General features: G+C 73.2%; 22 protein-coding genes. 13 read left to right on the forward strand and 9 right to left on the reverse strand.

All coding sequences use genetic code 11. The features are described from left to right. Window positions 1–39: 39 nt before the first annotated feature. Window positions 40–639, forward strand: a complete 600-nt coding sequence (locus AB0447_RS07020) for a transglutaminase family protein (RefSeq protein ID WP_366475479.1) — start codon at window positions 40–42, stop codon at window positions 637–639. Here the strand turns inward: AB0447_RS07020 and AB0447_RS07025 are convergent. Continuing rightward, complete coding sequence (locus tag AB0447_RS07025; RefSeq protein WP_366475480.1) at window positions 575–1,918, reverse strand: MFS transporter; 1,344 nt, start codon at window positions 1,916–1,918, stop codon at window positions 575–577. The two genes, AB0447_RS07020 and AB0447_RS07025, sit on opposite strands and share 65 nt — an antisense overlap. Before the next feature lie 24 nt (window positions 1,919–1,942). On the opposite strand from AB0447_RS07025, the gene AB0447_RS07030 reads away from it, so the two are divergent. Further along, window positions 1,943–2,479: a CGNR zinc finger domain-containing protein gene (locus AB0447_RS07030; protein ID WP_366475481.1), complete on the forward strand. Its 537-nt coding sequence runs from the start codon at window positions 1,943–1,945 to the stop codon at window positions 2,477–2,479. A gap of 133 nt (window positions 2,480–2,612) precedes the next feature. Next, window positions 2,613–3,815 (forward strand): alginate lyase family protein, encoded by a 1,203-nt coding sequence (locus tag AB0447_RS07035; protein ID WP_366475482.1) that lies wholly within the window; start codon window positions 2,613–2,615, stop codon window positions 3,813–3,815. A 6-nt stretch (window positions 3,816–3,821) separates the two neighbouring features. Here AB0447_RS07035 and AB0447_RS07040 read toward each other — a convergent pair whose 3' ends face one another. Then, a complete protein-coding gene (locus AB0447_RS07040; protein ID WP_366475483.1) occupies window positions 3,822–4,550 on the reverse strand; it encodes a lysophospholipid acyltransferase family protein in 729 nt (242 codons plus the stop codon). A gap of 278 nt (window positions 4,551–4,828) precedes the next feature. On the opposite strand from AB0447_RS07040, the gene AB0447_RS07045 reads away from it, so the two are divergent. The 5 genes from AB0447_RS07045 to AB0447_RS07065 all read left to right on the forward strand — a co-directional run bounded on the left by AB0447_RS07045 (window position 4,829) and on the right by AB0447_RS07065 (window position 9,267). Continuing rightward, entirely contained in the window at window positions 4,829–5,155 is a 327-nt protein-coding gene (locus AB0447_RS07045; protein WP_366475484.1) for a thioredoxin family protein, read from the forward strand. Between the two features lie 143 nt (window positions 5,156–5,298). Beyond that, window positions 5,299–5,820, forward strand: a complete 522-nt coding sequence (locus AB0447_RS07050; protein ID WP_366475485.1) for a flavin reductase family protein — start codon at window positions 5,299–5,301, stop codon at window positions 5,818–5,820. Window positions 5,821–6,000: 180 nt separating this feature from the next. After that, on the forward strand, window positions 6,001–6,786 hold the full coding sequence (locus AB0447_RS07055) for an electron transfer flavoprotein subunit beta/FixA family protein (RefSeq protein WP_351307438.1): 786 nt from the start codon (window positions 6,001–6,003) through the stop codon (window positions 6,784–6,786). A gap of 59 nt (window positions 6,787–6,845) precedes the next feature. Next, window positions 6,846–7,808, forward strand: a complete 963-nt coding sequence (locus AB0447_RS07060) for an electron transfer flavoprotein subunit alpha/FixB family protein (protein WP_366475486.1) — start codon at window positions 6,846–6,848, stop codon at window positions 7,806–7,808. A 160-nt stretch (window positions 7,809–7,968) separates the two neighbouring features. Next, on the forward strand, window positions 7,969–9,267 hold the full coding sequence (locus tag AB0447_RS07065; RefSeq protein WP_366475487.1) for an aldolase: 1,299 nt from the start codon (window positions 7,969–7,971) through the stop codon (window positions 9,265–9,267). 30 nt (window positions 9,268–9,297) lie between these two features. On the opposite strand, the gene AB0447_RS07070 is transcribed toward AB0447_RS07065, so the two are convergent. Continuing rightward, complete coding sequence (locus tag AB0447_RS07070; RefSeq protein WP_366475488.1) at window positions 9,298–11,556, reverse strand: WD40 repeat domain-containing protein; 2,259 nt, start codon at window positions 11,554–11,556, stop codon at window positions 9,298–9,300. Window positions 11,557–11,736: 180 nt separating this feature from the next. Here AB0447_RS07070 and AB0447_RS07075 point away from each other — a divergent pair, with 180 nt between their 5' ends. Beyond that, on the forward strand, window positions 11,737–11,937 hold the full coding sequence (locus tag AB0447_RS07075; protein WP_366475489.1) for a hypothetical protein: 201 nt from the start codon (window positions 11,737–11,739) through the stop codon (window positions 11,935–11,937). Between the two features lie 3 nt (window positions 11,938–11,940). Here AB0447_RS07075 and AB0447_RS07080 read toward each other — a convergent pair whose 3' ends face one another. Then, the gene (locus AB0447_RS07080; protein WP_366475572.1) at window positions 11,941–12,927 is read right to left on the reverse strand and encodes a LacI family DNA-binding transcriptional regulator; all 987 of its coding nucleotides are present in this window, start codon (window positions 12,925–12,927) and stop codon (window positions 11,941–11,943) included. 186 nt (window positions 12,928–13,113) lie between these two features. Between AB0447_RS07080 and AB0447_RS07085 the strand changes: the two genes are divergently transcribed. Beyond that, window positions 13,114–14,127, forward strand: a complete 1,014-nt coding sequence (locus AB0447_RS07085) for an NUDIX domain-containing protein (RefSeq protein WP_366475490.1) — start codon at window positions 13,114–13,116, stop codon at window positions 14,125–14,127. Between the two features lie 166 nt (window positions 14,128–14,293). Here the strand turns inward: AB0447_RS07085 and AB0447_RS07090 are convergent, their stop codons facing one another. After that, window positions 14,294–14,986, reverse strand: a complete 693-nt coding sequence (locus AB0447_RS07090) for an MBL fold metallo-hydrolase (RefSeq protein ID WP_366475491.1) — start codon at window positions 14,984–14,986, stop codon at window positions 14,294–14,296. Between the two features lie 110 nt (window positions 14,987–15,096). Next, window positions 15,097–16,461 (reverse strand): dipeptidase, encoded by a 1,365-nt coding sequence (locus AB0447_RS07095; RefSeq protein WP_366475492.1) that lies wholly within the window; start codon window positions 16,459–16,461, stop codon window positions 15,097–15,099. A gap of 316 nt (window positions 16,462–16,777) precedes the next feature. On the opposite strand from AB0447_RS07095, the gene AB0447_RS07100 reads away from it, so the two are divergent. Continuing rightward, window positions 16,778–18,085: a geranylgeranyl reductase family protein gene (locus AB0447_RS07100; protein ID WP_366475573.1), complete on the forward strand. Its 1,308-nt coding sequence runs from the start codon at window positions 16,778–16,780 to the stop codon at window positions 18,083–18,085. Here the strand turns inward: AB0447_RS07100 and AB0447_RS07105 are convergent. Then, on the reverse strand, window positions 18,069–18,527 hold the full coding sequence (locus AB0447_RS07105; RefSeq protein ID WP_366475493.1) for a nitroreductase family deazaflavin-dependent oxidoreductase: 459 nt from the start codon (window positions 18,525–18,527) through the stop codon (window positions 18,069–18,071). The genes AB0447_RS07100 and AB0447_RS07105 overlap by 17 nt on opposite strands. Window positions 18,528–18,685: 158 nt before the next feature. Between AB0447_RS07105 and AB0447_RS07110 the strand changes: the two genes are divergently transcribed. Then, window positions 18,686–19,420 (forward strand): TetR/AcrR family transcriptional regulator, encoded by a 735-nt coding sequence (locus AB0447_RS07110; RefSeq protein WP_366475494.1) that lies wholly within the window; start codon window positions 18,686–18,688, stop codon window positions 19,418–19,420. Between the two features lie 84 nt (window positions 19,421–19,504). After that, window positions 19,505–20,941: a rifampin monooxygenase gene (gene rox, locus AB0447_RS07115; RefSeq protein WP_366475574.1), complete on the forward strand. Its 1,437-nt coding sequence runs from the start codon at window positions 19,505–19,507 to the stop codon at window positions 20,939–20,941. 372 nt (window positions 20,942–21,313) lie between these two features. Here the strand turns inward: rox and AB0447_RS07120 are convergent, their stop codons facing one another. Further along, a complete protein-coding gene (locus AB0447_RS07120) occupies window positions 21,314–21,565 on the reverse strand; it encodes a DUF6332 family protein (RefSeq protein WP_366475495.1) in 252 nt (83 codons plus the stop codon). Continuing rightward, window positions 21,565–22,302 (reverse strand): maleylpyruvate isomerase family mycothiol-dependent enzyme, encoded by a 738-nt coding sequence (locus AB0447_RS07125; RefSeq protein WP_366475496.1) that lies wholly within the window; start codon window positions 22,300–22,302, stop codon window positions 21,565–21,567. Before AB0447_RS07125 ends, AB0447_RS07120 begins: the two co-directional genes overlap by 1 nt. Window position 22,303 lies beyond the last annotated feature (1 nt).

Here is a 22,303-nt window from a genome sequence, read left to right on the forward strand (position 1 = left end):
ATAGGCATGCAGTCTGATGCATAGGTATGCTCCTGGATCATGGAACTGATCCAGGAGCATTCCAACCTGTCCGCATACCTCGCCGCGGACGAAGCCATAGACCACGACCACCCGCTGGTCCAGGAGACCGCGGACGCCCTCTGGACCGCCACCGGCGACGCATACTCATACGCCAAGGTGGCCTTCGAATTCGTCCGCGACACCGTCCCGCACTCGAACGACGCGGGCGACCTCCGCGTCACCTGGCGCGCCTCCGACGTACTGCGCCTGCGCACCGGCATCTGCTACGCGAAGGCCCACGCCGTCGCCGCCCTGCTCCGGGCCCGGGGCATCCCCACCGCCCTCTGCTACCAGCTGCTCGGTGAGGACGACGGCAGCGGGCTGGTCGTCCACGGCCTGATCGCCGTCCGGATGCCCGGCGAGGACCGCTGGGCGCGGCAGGACCCGCGTGGGAACAAGCCCGGCGTGGACGCCCGGTTCAGCCTCGACCGGGAGCAGCTCGCCTTCCCGGTCCGCCCGGAGCTCGGCGAGATCGACCACCCCGTGCTGTACGCCGTCCCGCACCCGGCCGTGCTCACGGCGCTCCAGGAGTCCGCCGACCGGCCGGAGCTGTGGCGGAACCTGCCGACGGGCCTGTAGCAGCCGCCGATCCGGTCCCGGGGGTGGTGGCGCGGACCGAGACGTGCAGCGCGGCCGCGGCCAATTGCAGCGCCGCGATCCCGAGCAGCAGCACCTGCGGCGGCGCGCCCGCGGTGAGCCCCACGAGGGCCGCGCCGGCCGAGGCCGCCGTCAGCTTCAGGCCCGCGCCCAGGGTGAACACCTGGGTGCGTACCGCCTCGGGCGCGTACCCGGCCCGGATCCGCAGGGTGGCCGTCAGCAGCGGCCCGTCGCACACCCCGGCCACCGCGAACGCCGCGGCCGCCACCGGCAGCGAGGATGCGAACGCCGCCCCGACCAGTGCCGCTCCCGTCCCCGCCAGCGACCAGCGGGCCAGTCGGCCGGGATCCAGCGGAGCCCGGACCGCGCTCAGCCGGGCGACGCCGAGGGAGCCGGTGAGGGCGCCGACGGCGAAGGCCGTCATCAGCACCCCGCCGCCGCCCGGGCTGCCGAGCCGGGTCGCCAGCAGCACCGAGGTGGTGGTCAGCGCGCCGATGCCGACGAAGGCGAGGGTGGTCGCCCCGGTGATCGCCCGCAGCTCCGGCACCCGCCACAGGGCGGCCAGGCCCGCTCCCAGGCCCGGGCCGGCCTTGTTGCCCCGCTTGCGCAGGGTGTCGGGCGCGGCGGGTGCATCGGGGGCGTCGAGGGCGTGCGGCCCGGCGTCCCCGGCCGGCCGCCCGTACCGCAGGGTCGTCGCCAGTGCGGCGGAGAGGGTGCCGGCGCCGACCAGCAGGGCCATCGCGGGCCCGGGCGAAGCCAGGGCCGCGGCCACACTCACCGCCGCCGGGGCGGTCACCGCGGCCGCGTTGTAGGTGGAGGCGTCCCAGGCGTACGCCCGGTCCCGCCCGGGTCCGGCCGGCACCAGCCCGGCCACCAGGCTGGACAGGCCGCCCGTCACCATCGGGCCGCAGCAGCCGCCGGCCACCGCCACGGCCAGGACCACCGCGGTGGGGGCGCGGCCCAGCAGAACCGCCAGCGCGGCCACCGCCGCGGTGAACCCGGCCAGCGAGCCGACGTAGAACAGCCGGGGGCGACGTACCCGGGCCGCGGCCGCACCCGCCAGCGGAGCGGCCAGCACGTGCGGGGCCAGCCATGCGGTCAGCACGAACGCGCCGTGCGCCGCGTCCCCGGTGCGGTCCAGGGCCAGCAGCACCAGTGCGATGCCCACTCCCTCCGAGGCGAAGCGTGCGGCCAGGGCGGCCGCAAGATAGCGGCCGAAGCCGCCGCGGGTCTCCCCGCTTCGTATGAGTAACGCCTTCATGCAGCAAGACGTTACACTCGGGGTGTGAACGGTTTCCACCCCGCCCAGCGGCTCGTCGACCTCGCCGAAGCGGTACGCGCCGATCCGGCGGCCCCCCGCGACACCCTCGCGGCCCTGCTCGCCGGGCACGGGGAGCATCCGCGCGACCTCACCGACACGGCCTTCTCCGAGGCCGATGCCGACGAACTGCGGGCCGCCGCCGCCCGGATGGGCGGGGTGCTCGCCGAGACCGACGTCGACCGGGCCGCCGAGACCCTCAACGCCCTCTTCGCGGAATGCGGCGCCCGGCCGCGGCTGGTGCGCGACGGGGACCATCCCTGGCATCTGCACGCCGACCGCGAGGATGCGGGCTGGGGCGACTGGTTCCTGTCCGCGGGCGCCCTCGCCCTCGCCCAACTCCTCACCGAGTACGGGCGGGTGGCCTGGGGGGCCTGCCCGGCCGCCGGGTGCGGCCGCTATTTCCTCGGGACCGGTCCCGGCAGCCCGCGCCGCTACTGCTCCACCCCGTGCGCCACCCGGGAGCGGGTCGCAGCGCACCGCCGTCGCCGACGGGAGGGGTGACGGGTCGGTCCGGCGGGTCGGGGTGCGCGTCAGACGAGGATCTCTGACAGGAAACTTTCTTGTCGGATAATCAGCTTGGCATGGGCATGAGTATCTTCGGGCCGCCGGAACCCCTCCTACCGGAAGGCCCCCCATGCGTTTCGGACTCCGCGCCGGGCTCGCCGCCCTGGCCCTCGGCTTAGGCGTGACACTGCTCCCCGCCCCCACCGTCGCGGCTCCCGCAGCCCCGGCTCCTTCCGCCGCCCCCGCGCAGTTCACCCACCCCGGCGTCCTCAACAGCCGCGCCCAACTGGACTTCGTACGCACCAAGGTGCAGGCCGGGCAGCAGCCCTGGAAGGCCGCGTACGACCAGATGCTCGGCAGCAGGTACGGATCGCTGTCCCGGACCCCCAAGCCGCGGGCCGTCGTCGAATGCGGCTCCTACTCCAACCCCGACATCGGGTGCACGGACGAGCGCGAGGACGCCATCGCCGCCTACACCCACGCCGTGGCCTGGTACATCACCCGGGACGCCAAGTACGCGCGGAAGTCCATCGAGCTGATGGACGCCTGGTCCGCCACCATCAAGGACCACACCAACAGCAACGCCCCGCTGCAGAGCGGATGGGCCGGCTCCACCTGGCCCCGCGCCGCCGAGATCATCAAGCACACGTACACCGGCGGCTGGCCGAACCAGAGCCGGTTCGCCGGCATGCTGCGCACCGTCTACCTGCCCGAGGTGATCAACGGGCGGCCGAACAGCAACGGCAACTGGGAACTGATCATGATGGACGCGGCGGTCGGGATCTCGGTCCACCTCGACGACCGGGCGAACTACGACAAGGCGATGGGCATCTACCTCGGCCGGCTCCCCGCCTACTTCTACCTGAAGTCCGACGGAGCCCAGCCGAAGTACCCGCCGCGCTCCTCGATCGACACCAGGAGCGAACTCGTCGACTACTGGCACGGCCAGTCCACCTTCGTCGACGGCCTCGCCCAGGAGACCTGCCGGGACTTCGGCCACACCGGCATGGGCATCGCCGCGACCATGCACGTCGCCGAGACCTCCCGGATCCAGGGACGCGACCTCTACCCGGAGTTCAAGGACCGCTTCCGGCACGCCCTCGGCTTCCACGCCGGGTACGAACTCGGCGAGCCGGTCCCCTCCTGGCTCTGCGGCGGCAGCCTCACCAAGGGCCTCGGCCCGGCCACCGAGGTCGGCTTCAACGCCCTGAACACCCGGCTCGGCATCGGCATGGAGAAGACCCGCAGGCTCACCGAGAGCCGCCGCCCGGCCGGCACCGAGAACCACTTCGAGGCCTGGGAGACCCTCACCCACGCCTCGAACCCGAACTAGGCCGCGTCAGGACGCGCCCGCCTCCTTGACCTGCGCGGGGGTGGGCGCGGTACCGCCCAGGTGGGCCGGCAGCCACCAGGAGTCCTCGGCGCCCTTGGGGCGGGCCGGGTAGGCGCGCTGGGCCGCCTCCAGCAGCTCCTGCACGCGCTCGCGCAGCCGCCGGGTGATGGCTCCCGCGTACTGGTCGGTGGGGGCCTCGATCGGCTCGCCGACCCGCATGGTCACCGGGATGTGGCTGCGCTTGAGGTCCTTCGGGCGGCCCTTGGTCCACAGCCGCTGGGTGCCCCACAGCGCCACCGGAATCAGCGGAACCCCCGCCTCCTGCGCCATGCGCGCGGCACCCGACTTGAAGCTCTTCAGGGTGAAGGACTGCGAGATCGTGGCCTCCGGGAACACCCCGATGATCTCGCCGTTGCGCAGCGCGGTCAGCGCCAGCTGGTACGCGTCCTCGCCCTGGGTGCGGTCCACCGGGATGTGCTTCATCGCGCGCATCAGCGGACCGGAGATCCTGTGCCGGAACACCGACTCCTTCGCCATGAAGCGGACCAGCCGCTTCGACGGCCGGGCCGTCAGCCCCGCGAAGATGAAGTCGAGGTACCCGATGTGGTTGGAGACCAGGACGGCTCCGCCCTTGCGCGGGATGTTCTCGGTGCCCTTCATGTCGATCCGGATGTCCAGCGCCCTGAAGAGGGTGTGCGCGGCGCCGATCACCGGCGGGTAGACGAGTTCAGCCATCGTGGGGACGTCCCGCTTTCTGCCTGGGGAGGTGGGAGGTGCTCCCGGCTGTAGGTGCTGTGGGGGTGCGGTGGACTGCGGCTGCCGGGGCGGCCGCAGTCCGACAAGTTACGCCGACGTAGGTTACGCGGCTTTGGGGATCGTGCCCCATACGCGCCCGCCTGACCAGCCCAGGCGCTCGCACCAGGGGAGATTCTCGTCACGCCGGGAATGCGGTGCGCCTCCGGGGCGCTCGGATCACCGTACGAGCACACTGGCGGCAGGGACGGGAGCGTTACGTGCGCACGCAGCGGGACGAGCGGCGGCTGGGAGCCGCGGAACTCGGCACGGACCCGGGGGAGCGGGCCACCCTGGTCCAGTTCTCCAGCGCCTTCTGCCGGCCCTGCGTGGCCACCCGGCGGATCCTCGCCGAGGTCGCGGCCATGGTCGACGGCGTCGCCCACGTCGAGATCGACGCCGAGGAACGCCTCGACCTCACCCGCGGGCTCGGGATCGAGCAGACCCCGACCGTCCTGGTGCTGGACGCGGCCGGCCGGATCGTCCGCCGCGCCACCGGCATGCCCCGCAAGGCCGATGTGATCGCCGCCCTCGGCGCCGCCGTGTGAACCCCGAGGCCCAGGGTGGACGCGCGCCGGTGCACGCGCCGTCGCCGCTAGTGACGCGCCTGACATCTGACAACAGTGGCTTGACGGCGCGCGCAGGTGATCGACAGGCTGACGGGACGCGGTACGAACAGAAGGACATTCAGATGACGGCCCCGTCCGTTCTCGCCACTCCCCAGCAGGGATCGCCCGAGCTGCTGCGCTCGGTGTTCCGGCAGCACGCCGCCGGCGTCGCGGTGATCACCGCCGCCGACGCGGGCCGCCCCGTCGGCTTCACCGCCACCTCCCTCAACTCGGTCTCCGCCGACCCTCCGCTGCTCTCCTTCTCCGTCGGTACCGGCTCCTCCAGCTGGCCCGCCCTGTCCGGCTCCGACCACCTCGGGGTCCACATACTGGGAGAGCACCAGCAGGACCTGGCGGGGCTGTTCGCCCGTAGCGGAGCCGACCGGTTCGGGCCGGACACGGCCTGGCGGACCGGGCTGCACGGAGTGCCGCTGCTCGACGGGGTGCTGGCCTGGCTGGTGTGCCGGGTGGTGGCCCGGGTGCCGGCCGGGGAACACCGGGTGGTCATCGCCGAGGCGGTTGCCGGAGAGCCGCTCGGGGAAGGCCGCGGACAGGGGCGTCCCCTGCTGTACCACCGGGGCCGCTTCAACGCGCTGCGCGACTGAATCGTCCCGTTGGCTAGGTCACAGTGGACCGGCCTTGCAACCTGGCGAAACGCACGATGTACTGACGAGTAACATTTCGATCGGAGCGCGGACCGCCCCGACCGGGAGACGGCCGACAAGGCGCCTATGCTGCCTGCAGAAGGCAGCAGCCAGAAAAGACGATGCAGTAGGAGAGCCGGCGTGAGCTTGAGGATCGTTGTCTGTGTGAAGTACGTGCCCGACGCCACCGGCGACCGGCACTTCGCCGATGACCTGACCGTCGAACGCGACGACGTCGACGGCCTGCTGTCGGAGCTCGACGAGTACGCCGTCGAGCAGGCGCTGCAGATCGCCGAAGAGGCGGACGACGCGGAGATCACCGTTCTGACGGTCGGTCCGGAGGACGCCAAGGACGCCCTGCGCAAGGCGCTGTCCATGGGTGCCGACAAGGCCATCCACGTCGAGGACGACGACCTGCACGGCACCGACGTCATGGGCACCTCGCTGGTGCTGGCCAAGGCCATCGAGAAGGCCGGCTACGACCTGGTCATCACCGGCATGGCCTCGACCGACGGCACCATGGGCGTCCTCCCGGCGATCCTGGCCGAGCGCCTGGGCGTCCCGCAGGTCACCCTGCTCTCCGAGGTCAAGGTCGAGGACGGCACCGTCACCGGCCGCCGCGACGGCGACTCCGCGAGCGAGCAGCTCGAGGCGTCCCTGCCGGCTCTGGTGTCCGTGACGGACCAGTCGGGCGAGGCCCGCTACCCGTCCTTCAAGGGCATCATGGCCGCCAAGAAGAAGCCGGTCGAGTCCTGGGACCTGGAGGAGCTGGAGATCGAGGCGGACGAGGTCGGCCTCGAGGGCGCCTGGACCGCGGTCGACTCCGCGGCGCAGCGTCCGGCCCGCACCGCCGGCACGATCGTCAAGGACGAGGGCGAGGGCGGCAAGCAGCTGGCCGAGTTCCTGGCCGGCCAGAAGTTCATCTAAGAACTTCAGCCACCCCTCACAAGCCCCCAGACACTTCGCAATAGCAGGAGAGCAGTCCCATGGCTGAAGTTCTCGTCTACGTCGACCACGTGGACGGCGCCGTCCGCAAGCCCACCCTCGAGCTGCTGACGCTCGCCCGCCGCATCGGCGAGCCCGTCGCCGTCGCCCTGGGCGCCGGCGCCGAGGCCACCGCCGCGACCCTGGCCGAGCACGGCGCGGTCAAGGTCCTCACCGCCGACGCCCCCGAGTTCGCCGAGTACCTCGTCGTACCGAAGGTGGACGCGCTGCAGGCCGCGTACGAGGCCGTTTCCCCGGCCGCCGTGCTGGTCCCGTCCTCCGCCGAGGGCAAGGAGATCGCCGCCCGTCTGGCCGTCCGCATCGGCTCCGGCATCATCACCGACGCCATCGACCTGGAGGCGGGTGACGAGGGCCCGGTCGCGACCCAGTCCGCGTTCGCCGCGTCCTTCACCACCAAGTCCCGTGTCTCCAAGGGCACCTCGGTCATCACCGTCAAGCCGAACTCGGCTCCGGTGGAGGCCGCCCCGGCCGCGGGCACCGTCGAGGCGCTCGCCGTCACCTTCGGCGCCCTGGCCACCGGCACCAAGGTCGTCTCCCGCACCCCGCGCGAGTCGACCGGCCGCCCCGAGCTGACCGAGGCCGCGATCGTGGTCTCCGGCGGCCGCGGCGTCAACGGTGCCGAGAACTTCCACATCATCGAGGAGCTCGCGGACTCCCTCGGTGCCGCCGTCGGCGCCTCCCGCGCCGCCGTCGACGCCGGCTGGTACCCGCACTCCAACCAGGTCGGCCAGACCGGCAAGTCGGTCTCCCCGCAGCTGTACATCGCCTCCGGCATCTCCGGCGCGATCCAGCACCGGGCCGGCATGCAGACCTCGAAGACCATCGTGGCCATCAACAAGGACGCCGAGGCCCCGATCTTCGACCTCGTCGACTACGGCGTGGTCGGCGACCTCTTCGCGGTCGTCCCGCAGCTGACCGAAGAGATCAAGGCGCGCAAGGGCTAATCGCCTGACCTGCGCAGATCATCCGTCCCGGGGCCGTGTGGTGACACTCACCACGCGGCCCCGAGCCGTTCCCTGCAACCATTGACTGAGCGGAACGCCCTGACTAAATTCTGCTATGCGGATCAATGCTTCCGTGAAGCGGAAAATAGGAGAGTGCACGATGGGTCAGCAGGAGAAGGTGGCGACGAGCCTCGCAGGAGCGGTCAGCGAGGGCATCAGCGCTTCCCTCGCGCCGGTGGACGCGGAACTCGCGCGCCGCTACCCGGGCGACCCCGGCACCCGCCAGCCGATCCACACCGTCTACGTGCCCGGCGACGTCTTCACCACCGACACCATCCGCTCCTGGGGCGACCAGGCCCTGGCCGCCCTCGACGAGCACGCCCCCGACGCCGCCACCTTCGGCAAGGTCCTGGGCATCGACGACGCGCTGGCCGCCACCGTCTACGAGCGCGTCCGCGCCAAGCTCGCCTCCGAGCCCATCGAGGACCTGCGCATCGACTTCGAGGACGGCTTCGGCGTCCGCTCCGACGAGGAGGAGGACCAGGCCGCCGCCCGCGCCGCCCGGCTCGTCTCCGAGGCGTTCTCCAACGGCACCAACGCGCCGTACATGGGCATCCGCATGAAGTGCATGGAGTCCAACGTCCGCGACCGCGGAATCCGCACCACGGACATCTTCCTGTCCGGCCTCCTCGCCCACGGCGGCCTCCCGGACAACCTGGTCCTCACCCTCCCCAAGGTGACCTACGCCGAGCAGGTCTCCGCCTTCGTCAAGCTGCTGGAGGCCTTCGAGACCGCCCGCGGCCTGCGCCCGGGCCGGATCGGCTTCGAGATCCAGATCGAGACCAGCCAGTCCATCCTGGCCTCCGACGGCACCGCGACCGTCGCCCGCATGATCGACGCCGCCAAGGGCCGGGCCACCGGCCTGCACTACGGCACCTTCGACTACAGCGCCTGCGTCGGCGTCTCCGCCGCCTACCAGTCCAGCGACCACCCGGCCGCGGACCACGCCAAGGCGATCATGCAGGTCGCGGCCGCCGGCACCGGCGTACGCGTCTCCGACGGCTCGACGAACGTGCTGCCGATCGGCACCGCCGAGCACGTCCACGAGGCCTGGCGGCTCCACTACGGCCTGACCCGACGCGCCCTGGCCCGCGCCTACTACCAGGGCTGGGACATGCACCCGGGCCACCTCCCGACCCGCTACGCGGCCGTCTTCACCTTCTACCGCGAGGGCCTGGAGACCGCGGCCGCGCGCCTGAAGGCGTACGTCGCCAAGATCGAGGGCGACGTCATGGACGAGCCGGCCACCGCCAAGGCCCTGGCCGGCTACCTGGTCCGCGGCCTCGACTGCGGCGCGGTCGGCTCCGACGAGGTCACCGCCCTCACGGGGCTGTCCCGCGCGGAACTGGACGCCTTCGCGATCCCGCGCCGCTCGGCGACCCTGACGGCGACTTCCTGATCCGATCGGTACGTGTGGCCCGGCCCGGGACTACCGGGACCGGGCCACACCCGTCCCCGGGCCCGGCAGCGCCCAGAAGCGCAGGGTGCCGTCGTCCCCGGCGGCGGCGAGCAGACTCCCGTCGGGGGAGAAGGCGACTCCTCGGACGGGGCCCACATGCCCGGTGAGCGGCAGCTGCCCCGCGGCTGACTCGCCGAGGGCCGGGTCCCACAGGTGCACGGTGCCGTCCGCGCCCGCACTGGCGAGCAGCCGGCCGTCCGGGGAGAAGGCCAGGTCGCACACCTGCCCGGTGTGACCGGCGAGCGGCACGCCGGCCGAGGGGGCGGCGGGGTCCCACAGCCTGATGGCGCCGCCGATGTCGCCGGTGGCCAGCAGACGGCCGTCCGGTGAAAACGCCACGGTGCTGATCCCGTGCCGGTGGGCGTCCAGCTCCAGGCCGGACGATGCCGGGGCGGCCGGGTCCCACAGCACCAGCTTCTCGTGGACCACGGCGGCCAGCAGGCTCCCGTCCGGAGACGCGGCGACCGCGAAAACGTCCGACATGCCGTCAGGCGCCCCGGAAGTGGCCTGCGCGCCGTCGACCACGTCCCAGAACAGCACTCCGCCGGCTCCGCCTATGATCGCCAGCCGCCGGTCGGCGGCGAAGGCCACCTGCTGGTACAGCGCCACCGGCCGGCTCAGCGGCCGGTTCCGGACCGCAGCCGGGGTCCACAGTTCGGCCGGGCCGGCCTCGTCCGGGAACTCCAGGCCCCACGGTGTGCCGGACGGGAGCAGCAGGCTCTCGGCCAGCGGCTCACGGGTCTCCGGATCCCAGGCCAGGATCCTGTGGTCCCCGGTACGGACGAGGAGCCGGCTGCCGTCCGGCGAGAACGCGAGCCGGCGCAGAAGCACCCCGTTGTCGGCCGACACGGGGGGCAGGGCGATGGCGCTGCCCTGCTGCAGCGCCGCGGCCACCGCCCTGGTCCCGAGGGAAGGCCCGGAGCCCGCGGCGGCCGCATCGCGGTGATGGATCACGACGGTGCCGCTCTCACCGCAGGCGGCCAGGAAGCGCCCGTCGGAGGAGAACGCGATGCTGTGGGCGGCCATGTCGAGGCCGGTCAGGGGTGGACCGATCGGGGCGCCGGTCGACACGTCCCACAGGAGTACGGTCCCTTCGTCGTCGCCTCCGGTGGCCAGCAGCCGGCCGTCGGGCGAGAAGGCCAGCCCCCGGACGAAGGGGTCGGGCCCTCTGAGCGCGCCGCCGACGGCCGCACCGGTGGCGGTGTCCCACAGTCGAGCCCCGTCCTCGCCGCCGAGGGCCAGCAGGCGGCCGTCCGGGGAGAAGACGATCCCGAGGGCCTCGCTGCCGTGCCCGGTGAGGGGCTCGCCCACGCTCGCCCCGGTGGGTAGATCCCACAACCGGACCGCGTGCTTGCCCTTGACCGCGGTCATCAGGCCGCCGTCACGCCGGAAGGCCAGCGCTCCGACCTCGCCGAAATGCCCGATCAGCGGGTCGCCGACGGGCTCGCCGGTGGCCGCGTCCCAGCGGCGTACGGTCTCGTCGTCGCCGGCGGTGGCCAGCACACGGCCGTCCGGCGAGAAGGCGACCGCGCGAACCGGGTCGTCGTGGCCGAGCAACGGGGATCCCGCGGGGGTGAAGGTCGTCGTGTGCCACAGCCTCGCGGCGCCACCGACGCCCCCGGTGGCCAGGAGGCGGCCGTCGGGCGAGAACGTCATGGCGAGCACCGGGCCGGACGGGACGTCGATCTCGCCGACGGCCCGGCCGTTGACGGGATCCCACAACTGCACCACACCGTCACGGGCGGTGGTGGCGAGGAGCCGGCCGTCCGGCGAGAACACGGCACCCCAGTTGCCCCTCAATCGCGCGGTGAGCACATGCGCGAGGGCGAAGCCGCTCGCTCCGAGTGCCGTGGGGGCGAGCGCGGGCGTGGCCGGCGCGGGCTGCCGTACGCGGTCCGGGGCCGGCGGCTGGAGGGCGGCCAAGGCGCGCCAGCGGGCCCGCCAGACGCCCAGGTCCGGCGAGTTGTGCGGCGGAACGGCGGTCTCCCGGCCGTACTCGTCGAAGGAGTGGAGGATCCGCACGAGCGCCATCAGCGTGTCCAGGCCGAGCAGCCGTTTCCCCCGGAACGCGTCGCTCTGGGTGGCCACCGGCAGCCGGATTCCGGTGCGCGACTTCGCCGCCCTGGCCTCCAGCTTCCGGTACGAGGGATTGCCGCGGTCGATGCGCAGCCGCCGTAAATCGGCTGCGAGGACGTTCAGTTCCTCCTCGAACGTGCCGTGTGAAGCCACCTGTGCCCCCTGGGTCGTGCGGACGACCAGGCTAGAGCGAGAGCCGCCGAACGGTCCCGGACTTTCCCGAACGGCAGCGAACACCGCCGGAATTCCACCGGAGTTCGGCCGTGATCGGCACCGTCGCGGATCCGTTCCGCCGGTGCGGGGCCGCGTCGGCCGGTCCGCTGGAATCGGACCATGACTGCACCTCAGAACCTGACGGACCCCGAGCCGTTCCTGTCCCTGCACACCGCCGTCGTGCTGCTCGGCGCGATCCTGATCGGCCTCACGGCAGGCGGCCTGACCTTCCTCGGCGGGACCGGCACCGCCCTGTCCGTCCTCGCCGGGCTGAGCGCCGCCGGGGTCAGCGTGCCCGTCCTCAGTGGCCTGATCCGGTGACGGTCAGGCCGTGGGCGGGAGTTCGCCCGAGCCGCGGGGGACCAGGCGGGTGGGGAGCTCGATGCGCTCCGGGGGCAGCTGTACGCCCTCGAGGCGGAGGAAGAGGCGGTCCGTGGCCACGCGGCCCAGGGCCGCCGCGTCCTGGGCGACCACGGTCACGCCCGGTCGCAGCAGGTCGGCGAGTTCGAAGTCGTCGAAGCCGACCAGCGCGACCGGGCGGGAGGCGCCGGCCAGCACCCGGACCAGCGTCACCGTCACCCGGTTGTTGCCCGCGAACAGGGCCGTCACCGGCTCCGGGCCGGCCAGCATGGCCCCCGCAGCCGCCGAGACCCGCTCGGCGGCGGTGGAGCCGAGGGAGACCCAGCCCTCGTCCACCGGGAGGCCGGCCGCATCCATGGCCGCGCGGTAGCCGCGCAGCCGCTCGGTCGCGGTGTGGATGCGCGGGTGGTCGCCGATGAAGCCGATCCGGCGGTGTCCGTGGGCGATCAGATGGGCCACCCCCTCGCGGGCGCCGCCGAAACTGTCCGAGAGCACCACGTCCGCGTCGATCCGCCCGGCCGGCCGGTCCACGAACACGGTGGCCACGCCGGCCCGCATCTCCGGCTCCAGATAGCGGTGGTCCTCACCGGCCGGGATCACGATCAGGCCGTCCACCCGGCGCGCACACAGCGCGAGTGCCAACTCCCGCTCCCGGTCCGGGTCCTCGGCGCTGGAGCCGTTGATCAGGAGGGCGCCGTGCGCCCGCGCGACCTCCTCCACGGCACGGTTCAGCGGGCCGTAGAAGGGGTCCGCGAGGTCCTCCAGGACCAGCCCGATGGTGGCCGTGCGCCCCTTGCGGAGCACGCGTGCGCTGTCGTTGCGGCGGAACCCGAGCGCCTCGATGGCCTCCTGGACGCGCCGTTCGGTGTCCGGGGTCACCCCCGGCTCGCCGTTCACCACCCGGGACACCGTTTTCAGGCCCACCCCGGCGCGGGACGCCACGTCCTTCATCGTCGGCCGGTTGCCGTAGCGGGGCTCGGACGGGCGGCGGGAGTGCGGCACGGTGTGGAAACCTCCGGAGGGGGTGGGGACACGGGCACGGGTTCTGACCTTGAGGATAAGCACTCCGCCGGGTGTCGGGTTTCCGTGACAGGGTGTTCCGGGCAAGCCTCATGGGGCATCGGAAGAGGGGTAATCGTGATTGTCTGGATCAACGGGGCCTTCGGCGCCGGGAAGACCAGCACGGCTCGCGAACTGACCGGTCTCGTCCCGGACAGCGTCCTGTACGACCCCGAGCTGATCGGTGACGCGCTGCGGCTGCTGCTGCCGCGCAAACGGCTCGACGAGGTGACGGATTATCAGGACCTGCCGAGCTGGCGGCGGCTCGTGGCGGACACGGCCGCGGCGCTGCTCGCGGAGGTCGGCGGGGTGCTGGTGGTCCCGATGACCCTGCTGAGGCAGGAGTACCGCGACGAGATCTTCGGCGCGCTCGCCGCCCGGCGGATCCCCGTCCGGCATGTGCTGCTCGCCCCAGCGGAAACGATCCTGCGGGAGCGGATCGGCAGCCGCGCGGAGGTGGGCGCGCGTGACTGGTCGTACGCGCACATCGCGCCCTACCAGCAGGCGCTGGGGTGGCTCACGGCCGACGCGTACGTGGTCGACAACGGGGCCCTGACCCCCGGGCAGACCGCGGAGCGGATCGCCGAGGCGATCCGCACGGAGACGGCCGCGGTCTGCGAGATCGTGCAGACGCCGGAGCCGACGCGGGAGACCGTCGCGGCGGGGGTCCTGCTCTTCGACGAGCAGGACCGGGTGCTGCTGGTGGACCCCACGTACAAGCCCGGCTGGGAGTTCCCGGGCGGGGTCGTCGAAGCGGGCGAGGCCCCCGCCCGGGCCGCGGTGCGGGAGGTCGCCGAGGAACTGGGCCTCGTACTCGACCGGGCACCGGGACTGCTGGTGATCGACTGGGAGCCGCCCTGCCGTCCTGCGTACGGCGGCCTGCGCCTCCTCTTCGACGGCGGCCTGCTGCCGGCGGAGGAGGTGGCGCAGCTCCGGCTGCCGGGACCGGAGTTGCGCGAGTGGCGCTTCGTGACGGAGCAGGAGGCGGCCGAGCTCCTGCCGCCGCAACGCTTCGCCCGCCTCCGGTGGGCGCTCCGGGCCCGCGAGCGGGGCACCGTCCTCAACCTGGAGGCGAGTAACCCGGTTCCCTGACCCGGGGCCTGCTGCGCCTACCACCCGGGTCGGGGAACCGGGGCGGCGGTCCGCCTGCCGGCCTGGCTGCCGGTCCGCTTCCCGCCCGCCCGCCTGCCGGTCCGCTTCCCGCCCGCCTGCCGGTCCGGCCGCCCGCCCGCCCGCCTGCCGGTCCGGCCGCCGGCCGTCAGGTCGTGGCCTCGGCGACCGCCTTCAAGGTGGCGGCGGTCTCCGAGGTCAGCGGGTCGCCGTGGCCGAAGCAGGCCACCGACGGGGACAGCGCGGCCAGCCGGTGGAAGGTGTCGATGGCCCGGGCCCGGTCCACGTTGAAGACGCCCAGTATCACCTGGCCCACCCCCGCCACACAGTCGCCGGTGAACAGCACCCCGTGGGCCGGCAGGTGGACGGCGATGCTGCCGTCCGTGTGGCCGGGCGCGTGGACCACGTACGCGCCGTCCCCGAAGGGCAGCCGGTCGCCGTCCTCCAGCTCCCGGTCCACCCGGGTCGGCGGGGCCTCAGGGACCGTCATCCCGTGCGCGTACAGCGGGATCTCCCAGTCCAGCAGGACCGGTTCGGGCACCGGGACCTCGCCCCGGATCACGGGGGCCTCCAGGCGGTGCGCCAGCACCTCCGCGTCCCAGCGGGCCGCGAGTTCACCCGCCGCCCCGATGTGGTCGCGGTGGCAGTGGGTCAGCACGATGCGCTCCAGCCGCTCGGGGCGCAGGCCGAGGGAGCGCATGGCGGCCTCGATTTCGGCGGCCGATTCGATGTTGCCGGCGTCGATCAGGGTCAGCGCCCCGTCGTCCTGCCACAGATAGGCCTGGCCGATCGGGAAGCGGAGCATGTGGAGCCGGTCCGGGAGTACCTCTACAAGATCCATGCCCAGAACGTACGTAACGGATCCCGTCCGCACCGCACGGCTTCGCCGGGAGCGGAGTACGCCCAGAGCGCAGTGCGCCCTGGGCGTACGGACGGGCCTTCGCGGGACCGCTAGTTGCCCTTGGACTCCGCGTAGTTCACCAGGAACAGCGCCTCCGCCACCGACAGCCGCTCCAGCTCCTCCGGCGACACGCTCTCGTTCACCGCGTGGATCTGCGCCTCCGGCTCGCTCAGCCCGATCAGCAGCATCTCGGCGTCCGGGTAGAGGGAGGTCAGCGTGTTGCACAGCGGAATCGATCCGCCCATGCCGCTGATCTGCATCTCCTGGCCCGGGTAAGCGGCCTCCAGCGCGGCCCGCATCGACGCGTACGCCGGGCTGTCGGTGTTCGCCTGGAACGGCTGGCCCTGGCCGACCACCTCGAGCTCCAGGCGGGCCTGCCACGGCGTGTGCGCCACCAGGTGCGCCTCCAGCAGCTTGATGGCCTCGGCGGTGTCCACGCCCGGCGGCACCCGCAGGCTGATCAGCGCGCCCGCGCTCGCGTGCACGGACGGGGTGGCGCCGATCACCGGCGGGCAGTCGATGCCCAGCACGGTGACCGCGGGGCGGGCCCACAGGCGGTCCGCGATCGTGCCGTCACCGATCAGCCCGACCCCGTCCAGCACCTTCGCGTCGGCGCGGAAGTCCGCCTCCGGGTACTGCAGGCCCTCCCACACCGCGTCCGCGGCGAGCCCGTCCACGGTGGTCGAACCGTCCGCCGCGCGCAGCGAGTCCAGCACCCGGATCAGCGCGGCCAGCGCGTCCGGGGCGGCACCGCCGAACATGCCGGAGTGCAGGTTCCCGGCCAGGGTGTCGATCTTCACCTTGAGCAGGCACATGCCGCGCAGGGTGGCCGTCACCGTCGGCAGGCCGAGCCGGAAGTTGCCCGCGTCACCGATGACGATGGTGTCGGCGGCCAGCAGCTCCGGGTGCGCCTCGGCGTACTGCTGGAGGCCGCCGGTGCCCTGCTCCTCCGAGCCCTCGACGATGACCTTCACACCGACCGGCACCCCGCCGTTGGCCTTCAGCGCGCGCAGCGCCAGCAGGTGCATGATGAAGCCGCCCTTGCAGTCCGCCGAACCGCGGCCGTACCAGCGGCCGTCCCGCTCGGTCAGCTCGAAGGCCGGGGAGATCCACGCGTCGTCGTCGAGCGGGGGCTGGACGTCGTAGTGCGCGTACAGCAGGACCGTCGGCGCGCCGACCGGGCCGGGCAGGAAGCCGTACACCGACTGGGTGCCGTCGGGGGTGTCGAGCAGGGCGACGTCCTGGAAGCCCTCGGCGCGCAGCGCGTCCGCCACCCAGTTCGCCGCGGCCTCGCTCTCGCTCTTGGGGAACTGCGCCCAGTCCGCCACCGACTGGAACGCCACCAGCTCGGCCAGCTCCGTCTTGGCGCGGGGCATCAGCGAGGCGATCGTTTCGGCGATCGGGTGGGACGACATGGGCACGCTCCTCGTGGGTGCGACGTTGAGATGGGTACGTAGGCCGGGTACGGCGGACGATGCATCCGATCCTCGCACAGCGGGGCGGGGCGGTCGCTCGCCGTAGGATTTGCCCGGCATCGGAGCAACCGGGTGATCAGGAGCAACAGCACACGTGAGCAGCGACGACGTACGCGACGGGGCAGGGCAGGCGGCGGACGGGGCGGCCGACGGCAGGGCGGACGAGGTGGCCGCCGGGGCGGCGGACGGGGCGGCCGACGGCAGGGCGGACGAGGTGGCCGCCGGGGCGGCGGACGAGGCGGGAGCGGACGAGGCGGTGGCCACCGGGACCGCCGGGGGTGCCGCCGGGGGGAGCGGCGAGGTCTGGGACGTCGTGGTGGTCGGGGCCGGTCCGGCCGGCGCCTCCGCCGCGCATGCGGCGGCCACCGCGGGGCGGCGGGTGCTGCTGCTGGAGAAGGCCGAACTGCCGCGGTACAAGACCTGCGGCGGAGGCATCATCGGCCCTTCGCGCGACGCCCTGCCGCCCGGCTTCGTCCTGCCCCTGCAGGACCGGGTGCATGCCGTCACGTTCTCCCTGAACGGGAAGCTGGCCCGCACCCGTCGGTCCCGGCACATGCTGTTCGGGCTCGTCAACCGGCCCGAGTTCGACGCCGGCCTGGTCGCCGCCGCCGAAAAGGCGGGTGTCCAGGTGCGGACGGGCACGGCGGTGTCCCGGGTCGAGCAGCACGGCCCGTCGGTCCCCGACCGGCGCACGGTCGCGGTGGTCCTCGCGGACGGGGAGACCGTGCTGGCCCGGGCGGTGGTCGGGGCGGACGGCAGCGCCAGCCGGATCGGCGCCCATGTCGGCGTGGAGATGGGCCAGGTGGACCTCGGGCTGGAGGCGGAGATCCCGGTTCCGCAGACGGTCGCGGAGGACTGGAAGGGCCGGGTCCTCATCGACTGGGGTCCGCTGCCGGGCAGTTACGGATGGGTCTTCCCGAAGGGCGACACCCTCACCGTGGGTGTCATCTCGGCGCGCGGCGACGGCGCCGCGACCAAGCGCTACTTGGAGGACTTCATCGCCCGGCTCGGTCTGGCGGGCTTCGAGCCGGCCATCTCCTCCGGGCACCTGACCCGTTGCCGGACGCCCGATTCACCGCTCTCGCGCGGCCGGGTGCTCGTCGCGGGCGACGCGGCCGGGCTGCTGGAGCCGTGGACCCGGGAGGGCATCTCGTTCGCGCTGCGCTCCGGGCGGCTGGCGGGGGAGTGGGCGGTCCGGATCGCCGAGGCGCAGGACGCGGTGGACACCCGGCGGCAGGCCCTCAACTACGCCTTCGCGATCAAGGCGGGGCTGGGTGTGGAGATGGCCGTCGGTCGGCGGATGCTCGCCGCCTTCGAAGCCCGGCCGGGGCTGCTGCACGCGGTGATCACCGGACTCCGGCCGGCCTGGCGGGCCTTCGCCCGGATCACCCGGGGCTCGACCACCCTGGCCGAGCTGGTGCGTACGTATCCGCTCGCCGGCAGGGCCCTGCACCTGCTGGACCGGCGACAGGCGGCAGCGGAGCAGGCGGCGGAGAAGGCGGCGGAGAAGGATGCGCTGCGGGGCGGGGGCTCGGAGGAGCGGGCGGTCAGTCCGACACCGTGATGCGGAAGACCGGGTGGTCGGGGGCGGCCGCGAGCAGCTCCGCGTCGGAGGAGTTCGCGGTTACTCCCCGGAAGAACCGGTTGACCTCCCAGCCCCACCTCTTCAGGTAGCCGCGCAGTACGGTCGCCTGCTCGGCGGGGTCGGTGATCTCGGCGGCGGTGAAGGTGCGGAGCTTGCGGCCCACTCGCAGCTCGCCGCCGCCGGCCGCCCGCATGTTCCGGACCCACTGGGAATGGCCGCGCGCCGAGACCAGGTACTGGCTTCCGGAGTGAGTGAACGGGTTGACCGGGATGCGCTGCATGGCGCCGGACTTGCGGCCGCGCACCGAGAGTTCGGCGCTCCCGGCCAGGCTGATGCCGAGCCGGGCCAGCCTGCCCACGAGAGCGTTGAAGCCGAGGTCGAGGCGGTTGGCCGTGGCGTAGTACGGGCTCTTGGCGCTCATGATCTGCTCCCTTGATAAAGCGATCCATTTCGAGAGCGGTGCTCTCGCTTGACATCAGTCTGCACGGATCGCTGCACCAAAACAAGAGCAGTGCTCTCCAAAAGGTGCGCCGCTCCGATTCTTGGGCACTGCTCTGCCTGCGTGGCACACTGCCCTGCATGAGCACCGTGCGAGGAGCCCGGGAACGGGCCCGTATCGAGGTCACCGCCGCCATCAAGGACGAGGCGCGCCGCCGGCTGGCGGCCGAAGGAGCAGCGAAACTGTCGCTGCGCGCGGTCGCCCGCGAGCTCGGCATGGTCTCCTCGGCCCTCTACCGCTACTTCCCGAGCCGCGACGACCTGCTGACCGCCCTGATCATCGACGCGTACGACAGCGTCGGCGCGGCTGCCGAGGCCGCCCTGGCCGGACGCGCCGGAGCGGCACCCCGCGAACGCTGGACCGCGGTCTGCGCGGCCGTCCGCGACTGGGCCCTGGCCCACCCCCACGAGTACGCCCTCATCTACGGCTCCCCGGTCCCCGGCTACAGCGCCCCGCAGGACACCGTCGGCCCCGCCTCCCGGGTCGGCAATGCCCTCATCGCCGTCCTCCGCGAGGCCCACGCCGGCCCCGGCCTCGCCCTGCCCCCGCTTCCGGCCGAGCTCTGCCCGGAGGCCGAGCGGATGACCGAGGAGTTCGCGCCCGGCCTCCCGCCGCAGGTGACCGCGGCCCTGGTCGCGGCCTGGGCCCAGCTGGTCGGACTGATCTCCTTCGAGCTGTTCGGCCAGTTCCAGCGCGTGGTCGAGGACACCGAACGGGCCCGCTTCTTCCGCCACAACGCCGACCGGCTGGCCCACGAGGTCGGACTGCCCGCAGGGTCCGGACCCGGGGACCAGGGGAACCTCGGCCGGCGCTGAGATCGATCCCGTGATCGCGCTGCGGGCGGAGTTTGTCCGTGCGGAGCGGGTGGCCGAAACCAATCTCGTTGAATGGGGGTTCTGATGATCGACGTGATCGTGGTCGGCGGCGGACCGACCGGCTTGATGCTGGCCGGTGAGTTGCGGCTGCACGACGTGCACGTGGTCGTGCTGGAGAAACTGAGCGAGCCGACCGGGCAGTCCCGCGGGCGCGGCCTGCACGCGCGCAGCGTCGAGATGATGGACCAGCGCGGCCTGCTGGAACGGTTCCTCGCGGTCAGTGAGAAGTTCCAGGTCGGCGGTCTCTTCGGGGGCATCCTCAAGCCGTGGCCGGACCGGCTGGACACGGCGCACCCGTACGGGCTCGCCACCCCGCAGCCGGTCACCGAGCGCCTGCTCGACGAGCGGGCGCTCGAACTCGGTGCCGAGATCCGGCGCGGCTGCGAAGTGGTCGGGCTGAGTCAGGACGAGGACGGTGTGGCCGTCGAGCTAGCGGACGGCACGCGCCTGCGCTCGCGCTACCTCGTCGGGTGCGACGGCGGCCGCAGTGCGGTGCGCAAGCTGCTCGGCGTCGGTTTCCCCGGCGAGCCCGCCACGGTCGAGACGCTGCTGGGCGATATGGAGGTGACCGAGGATCCGGCGACGGTTGCCGCCGTCGTCGAGGAAGTCCGCAAGACCCAGCTGCGGTTCGGCGCCATTCCCGACGTGGACGGCAACGCGGGCGTGTACCGCATCGTCGTTCCCGCCGACGGCGTGGCCGAGGACCGTACGACCGCGCCGACCCTCGAGGAGTTCAAGCAGCAGCTGCGGGCCTTCGCGGGCACGGACTTCGGTGCGCACTCGCCGCGCTGGCTGTCCCGTTTCGGCGACGCCACCCGGCAGGCCGAGCGCTACCGGGTCGGCCGGGTGCTGCTGGCCGGCGACGCGGCGCACATCCACCCGCCGACCGGCGGTCAGGGGCTCAACCTCGGCGTGCAGGACGCGTTCAACCTCGGCTGGAAACTGGCCGCCGAGGTCAACGGCTGGGCACCGGAGGGGCTGCTGGACAGCTACCACGCCGAACGGCACCCGGTGGGCGCCGCCGTACTGGACAACACCCGCGCGCAGATCGCGCTGCTGGGGACCGATCCGGGCCCGACCGCGCTGCGGGAGCTGTTCTCGAAGCTGATGGACTTCGAGGAGGTGAACCGGTACGTGACCGAGATGATCACCGCGGTCGGGGTCCGCTACGACTTCGGCGAGGGCCACGAACTGCTCGGCCGACGGATCCGTGACGTGGCGCTGAAGCGGGGCCGCCTCTACGAGCTGATGCACGGCGGCCGCGGACTGCTGCTCGACCAGACCGGACGGCTTTCGGTGACGGGCTGGGCGGATCGGGTCGACCACGTCGTCGACGTCAGCGAGGAACTGGACGTGCCCGCGGTGCTGCTGCGGCCGGACGGGCATGTGGCGTGGGTCGGGGACGATCAGCAGGATCTGCTCGGCCGGCTGCCCAGGTGGTTCGGCGCTGCCGCCGGCTGAGCGTGCGCCCGTCGGCCGCGCTCGCCGTGGTGCCGGCGCCGGGGACCGAGCGGCCGGTACGGACCGGATACGCGAGGACGCCGACCGCCCGCCAGGAGCCGGCCCCCGGCCCCCGGCCCCGTAGCCCCCGCCGGCCGTGACCGGCAGGGGTCGGGCGCCGCGGCCGCCGGGTCGGTATCCGCCGGGTCCCGGCCCGGGCCGGCTAAGCCCCCTCGTTCTCGGGCCGCCGAGGCGGGTCCCGGCCAGGCCCGGCCAGGCCCGGCCAGGCCCGGCCAGGCCCGGTCAGGCCCGGCCAGGCCCGGCCAGGCCCGGTCAGGCCCGGCCAGGCCCGGTCAGGCCCGGTCAGGCCCGGCCAGGCCCGGCCAGGCCCGGCTAAGCCCCGTCGTTCTCCGGCCGCCGGGCGAACCGCCACAGCAGGTGGACGGCCCGCAGGACGAACACCACCGTGGCCAGCACCCCGCCGGCCATCGGCAGCCCCCGCTCCAGCGGTCGCGCCAGCTCGAACAGCAGGGCCGGCCCGGCCACCGCCCCGAAGACCAGCGCCCCTGCCAGGGCGCCGGTGAACAGCGCGTAACCGATCTCGACGGTGATCGCGTCCCGGTCGGCCTGGTTACGGCGGGCCATCAGATGTGCGAGTTGTCGTTCCAGAGCCGGGCCAGCGCGAGGTCACCCCGCACCGCGGGCCCCTCCAGCGGGATCCGGTTCCACAGCGCCGCGTACAGCCAGGCCGCCTCGGCGGTCACCTCGCAGTCCGCCGTGCCCGCATCGTCCCGGACGGTGCGCGGCGGCTCGGCCGACAGGTGGACGGACCAGACCGCGCCGGTGTCGGCCGCCCGGATCCGCAGCAGCCGCGGCTCCTCCGTCCGGACCCGGCTCCGGCCGCGCGCGTGGAAACCGGTCAGCAGCTCGTCCACCCCGTCCTCCGCGAACGCCGGTTCCACCGGCCCGAATCCGCGTTCCAGCGCCGACTCGGCGTCCAGCCGGTGGACCGCAGTCTCGTGCGCCTGCCGCCGAGCCCAGAATCCCAGCGGCGTGGGTGCGGTCGGCAGGAAGGTCCAGCACTGCAGGTCCGCCGGGGCCTCCGACAGCACCCGGACCAGGTCCGCGTGGCCCTCCCGGAACCAGGTCAGCAGTTCCGCCCCGCTGAACTCCGGTCCCTCGGGGAACGGCAGCCGCTCCGGATGGCCCTCGGCGACGTAGGCGGTCGCCCACCGGTGTACCGCCCCGGTGTGCCGCAGCAGATCGGCCACCCGCCAGCCCGGGCAGGTCGGGACGGGGGCGTCCGTGCCGGCCCGCTCGGCCGCCCCGGCCAGCAGCCCGCCTTCCCGCTCCAGGGTCTGCACGTATTCGGTGATCTCCATG

Source organism: Streptomyces sp. NPDC051211 (assembly GCF_040689505.1).
GTDB lineage: Bacteria > Actinomycetota > Actinomycetes > Streptomycetales > Streptomycetaceae > Streptomyces.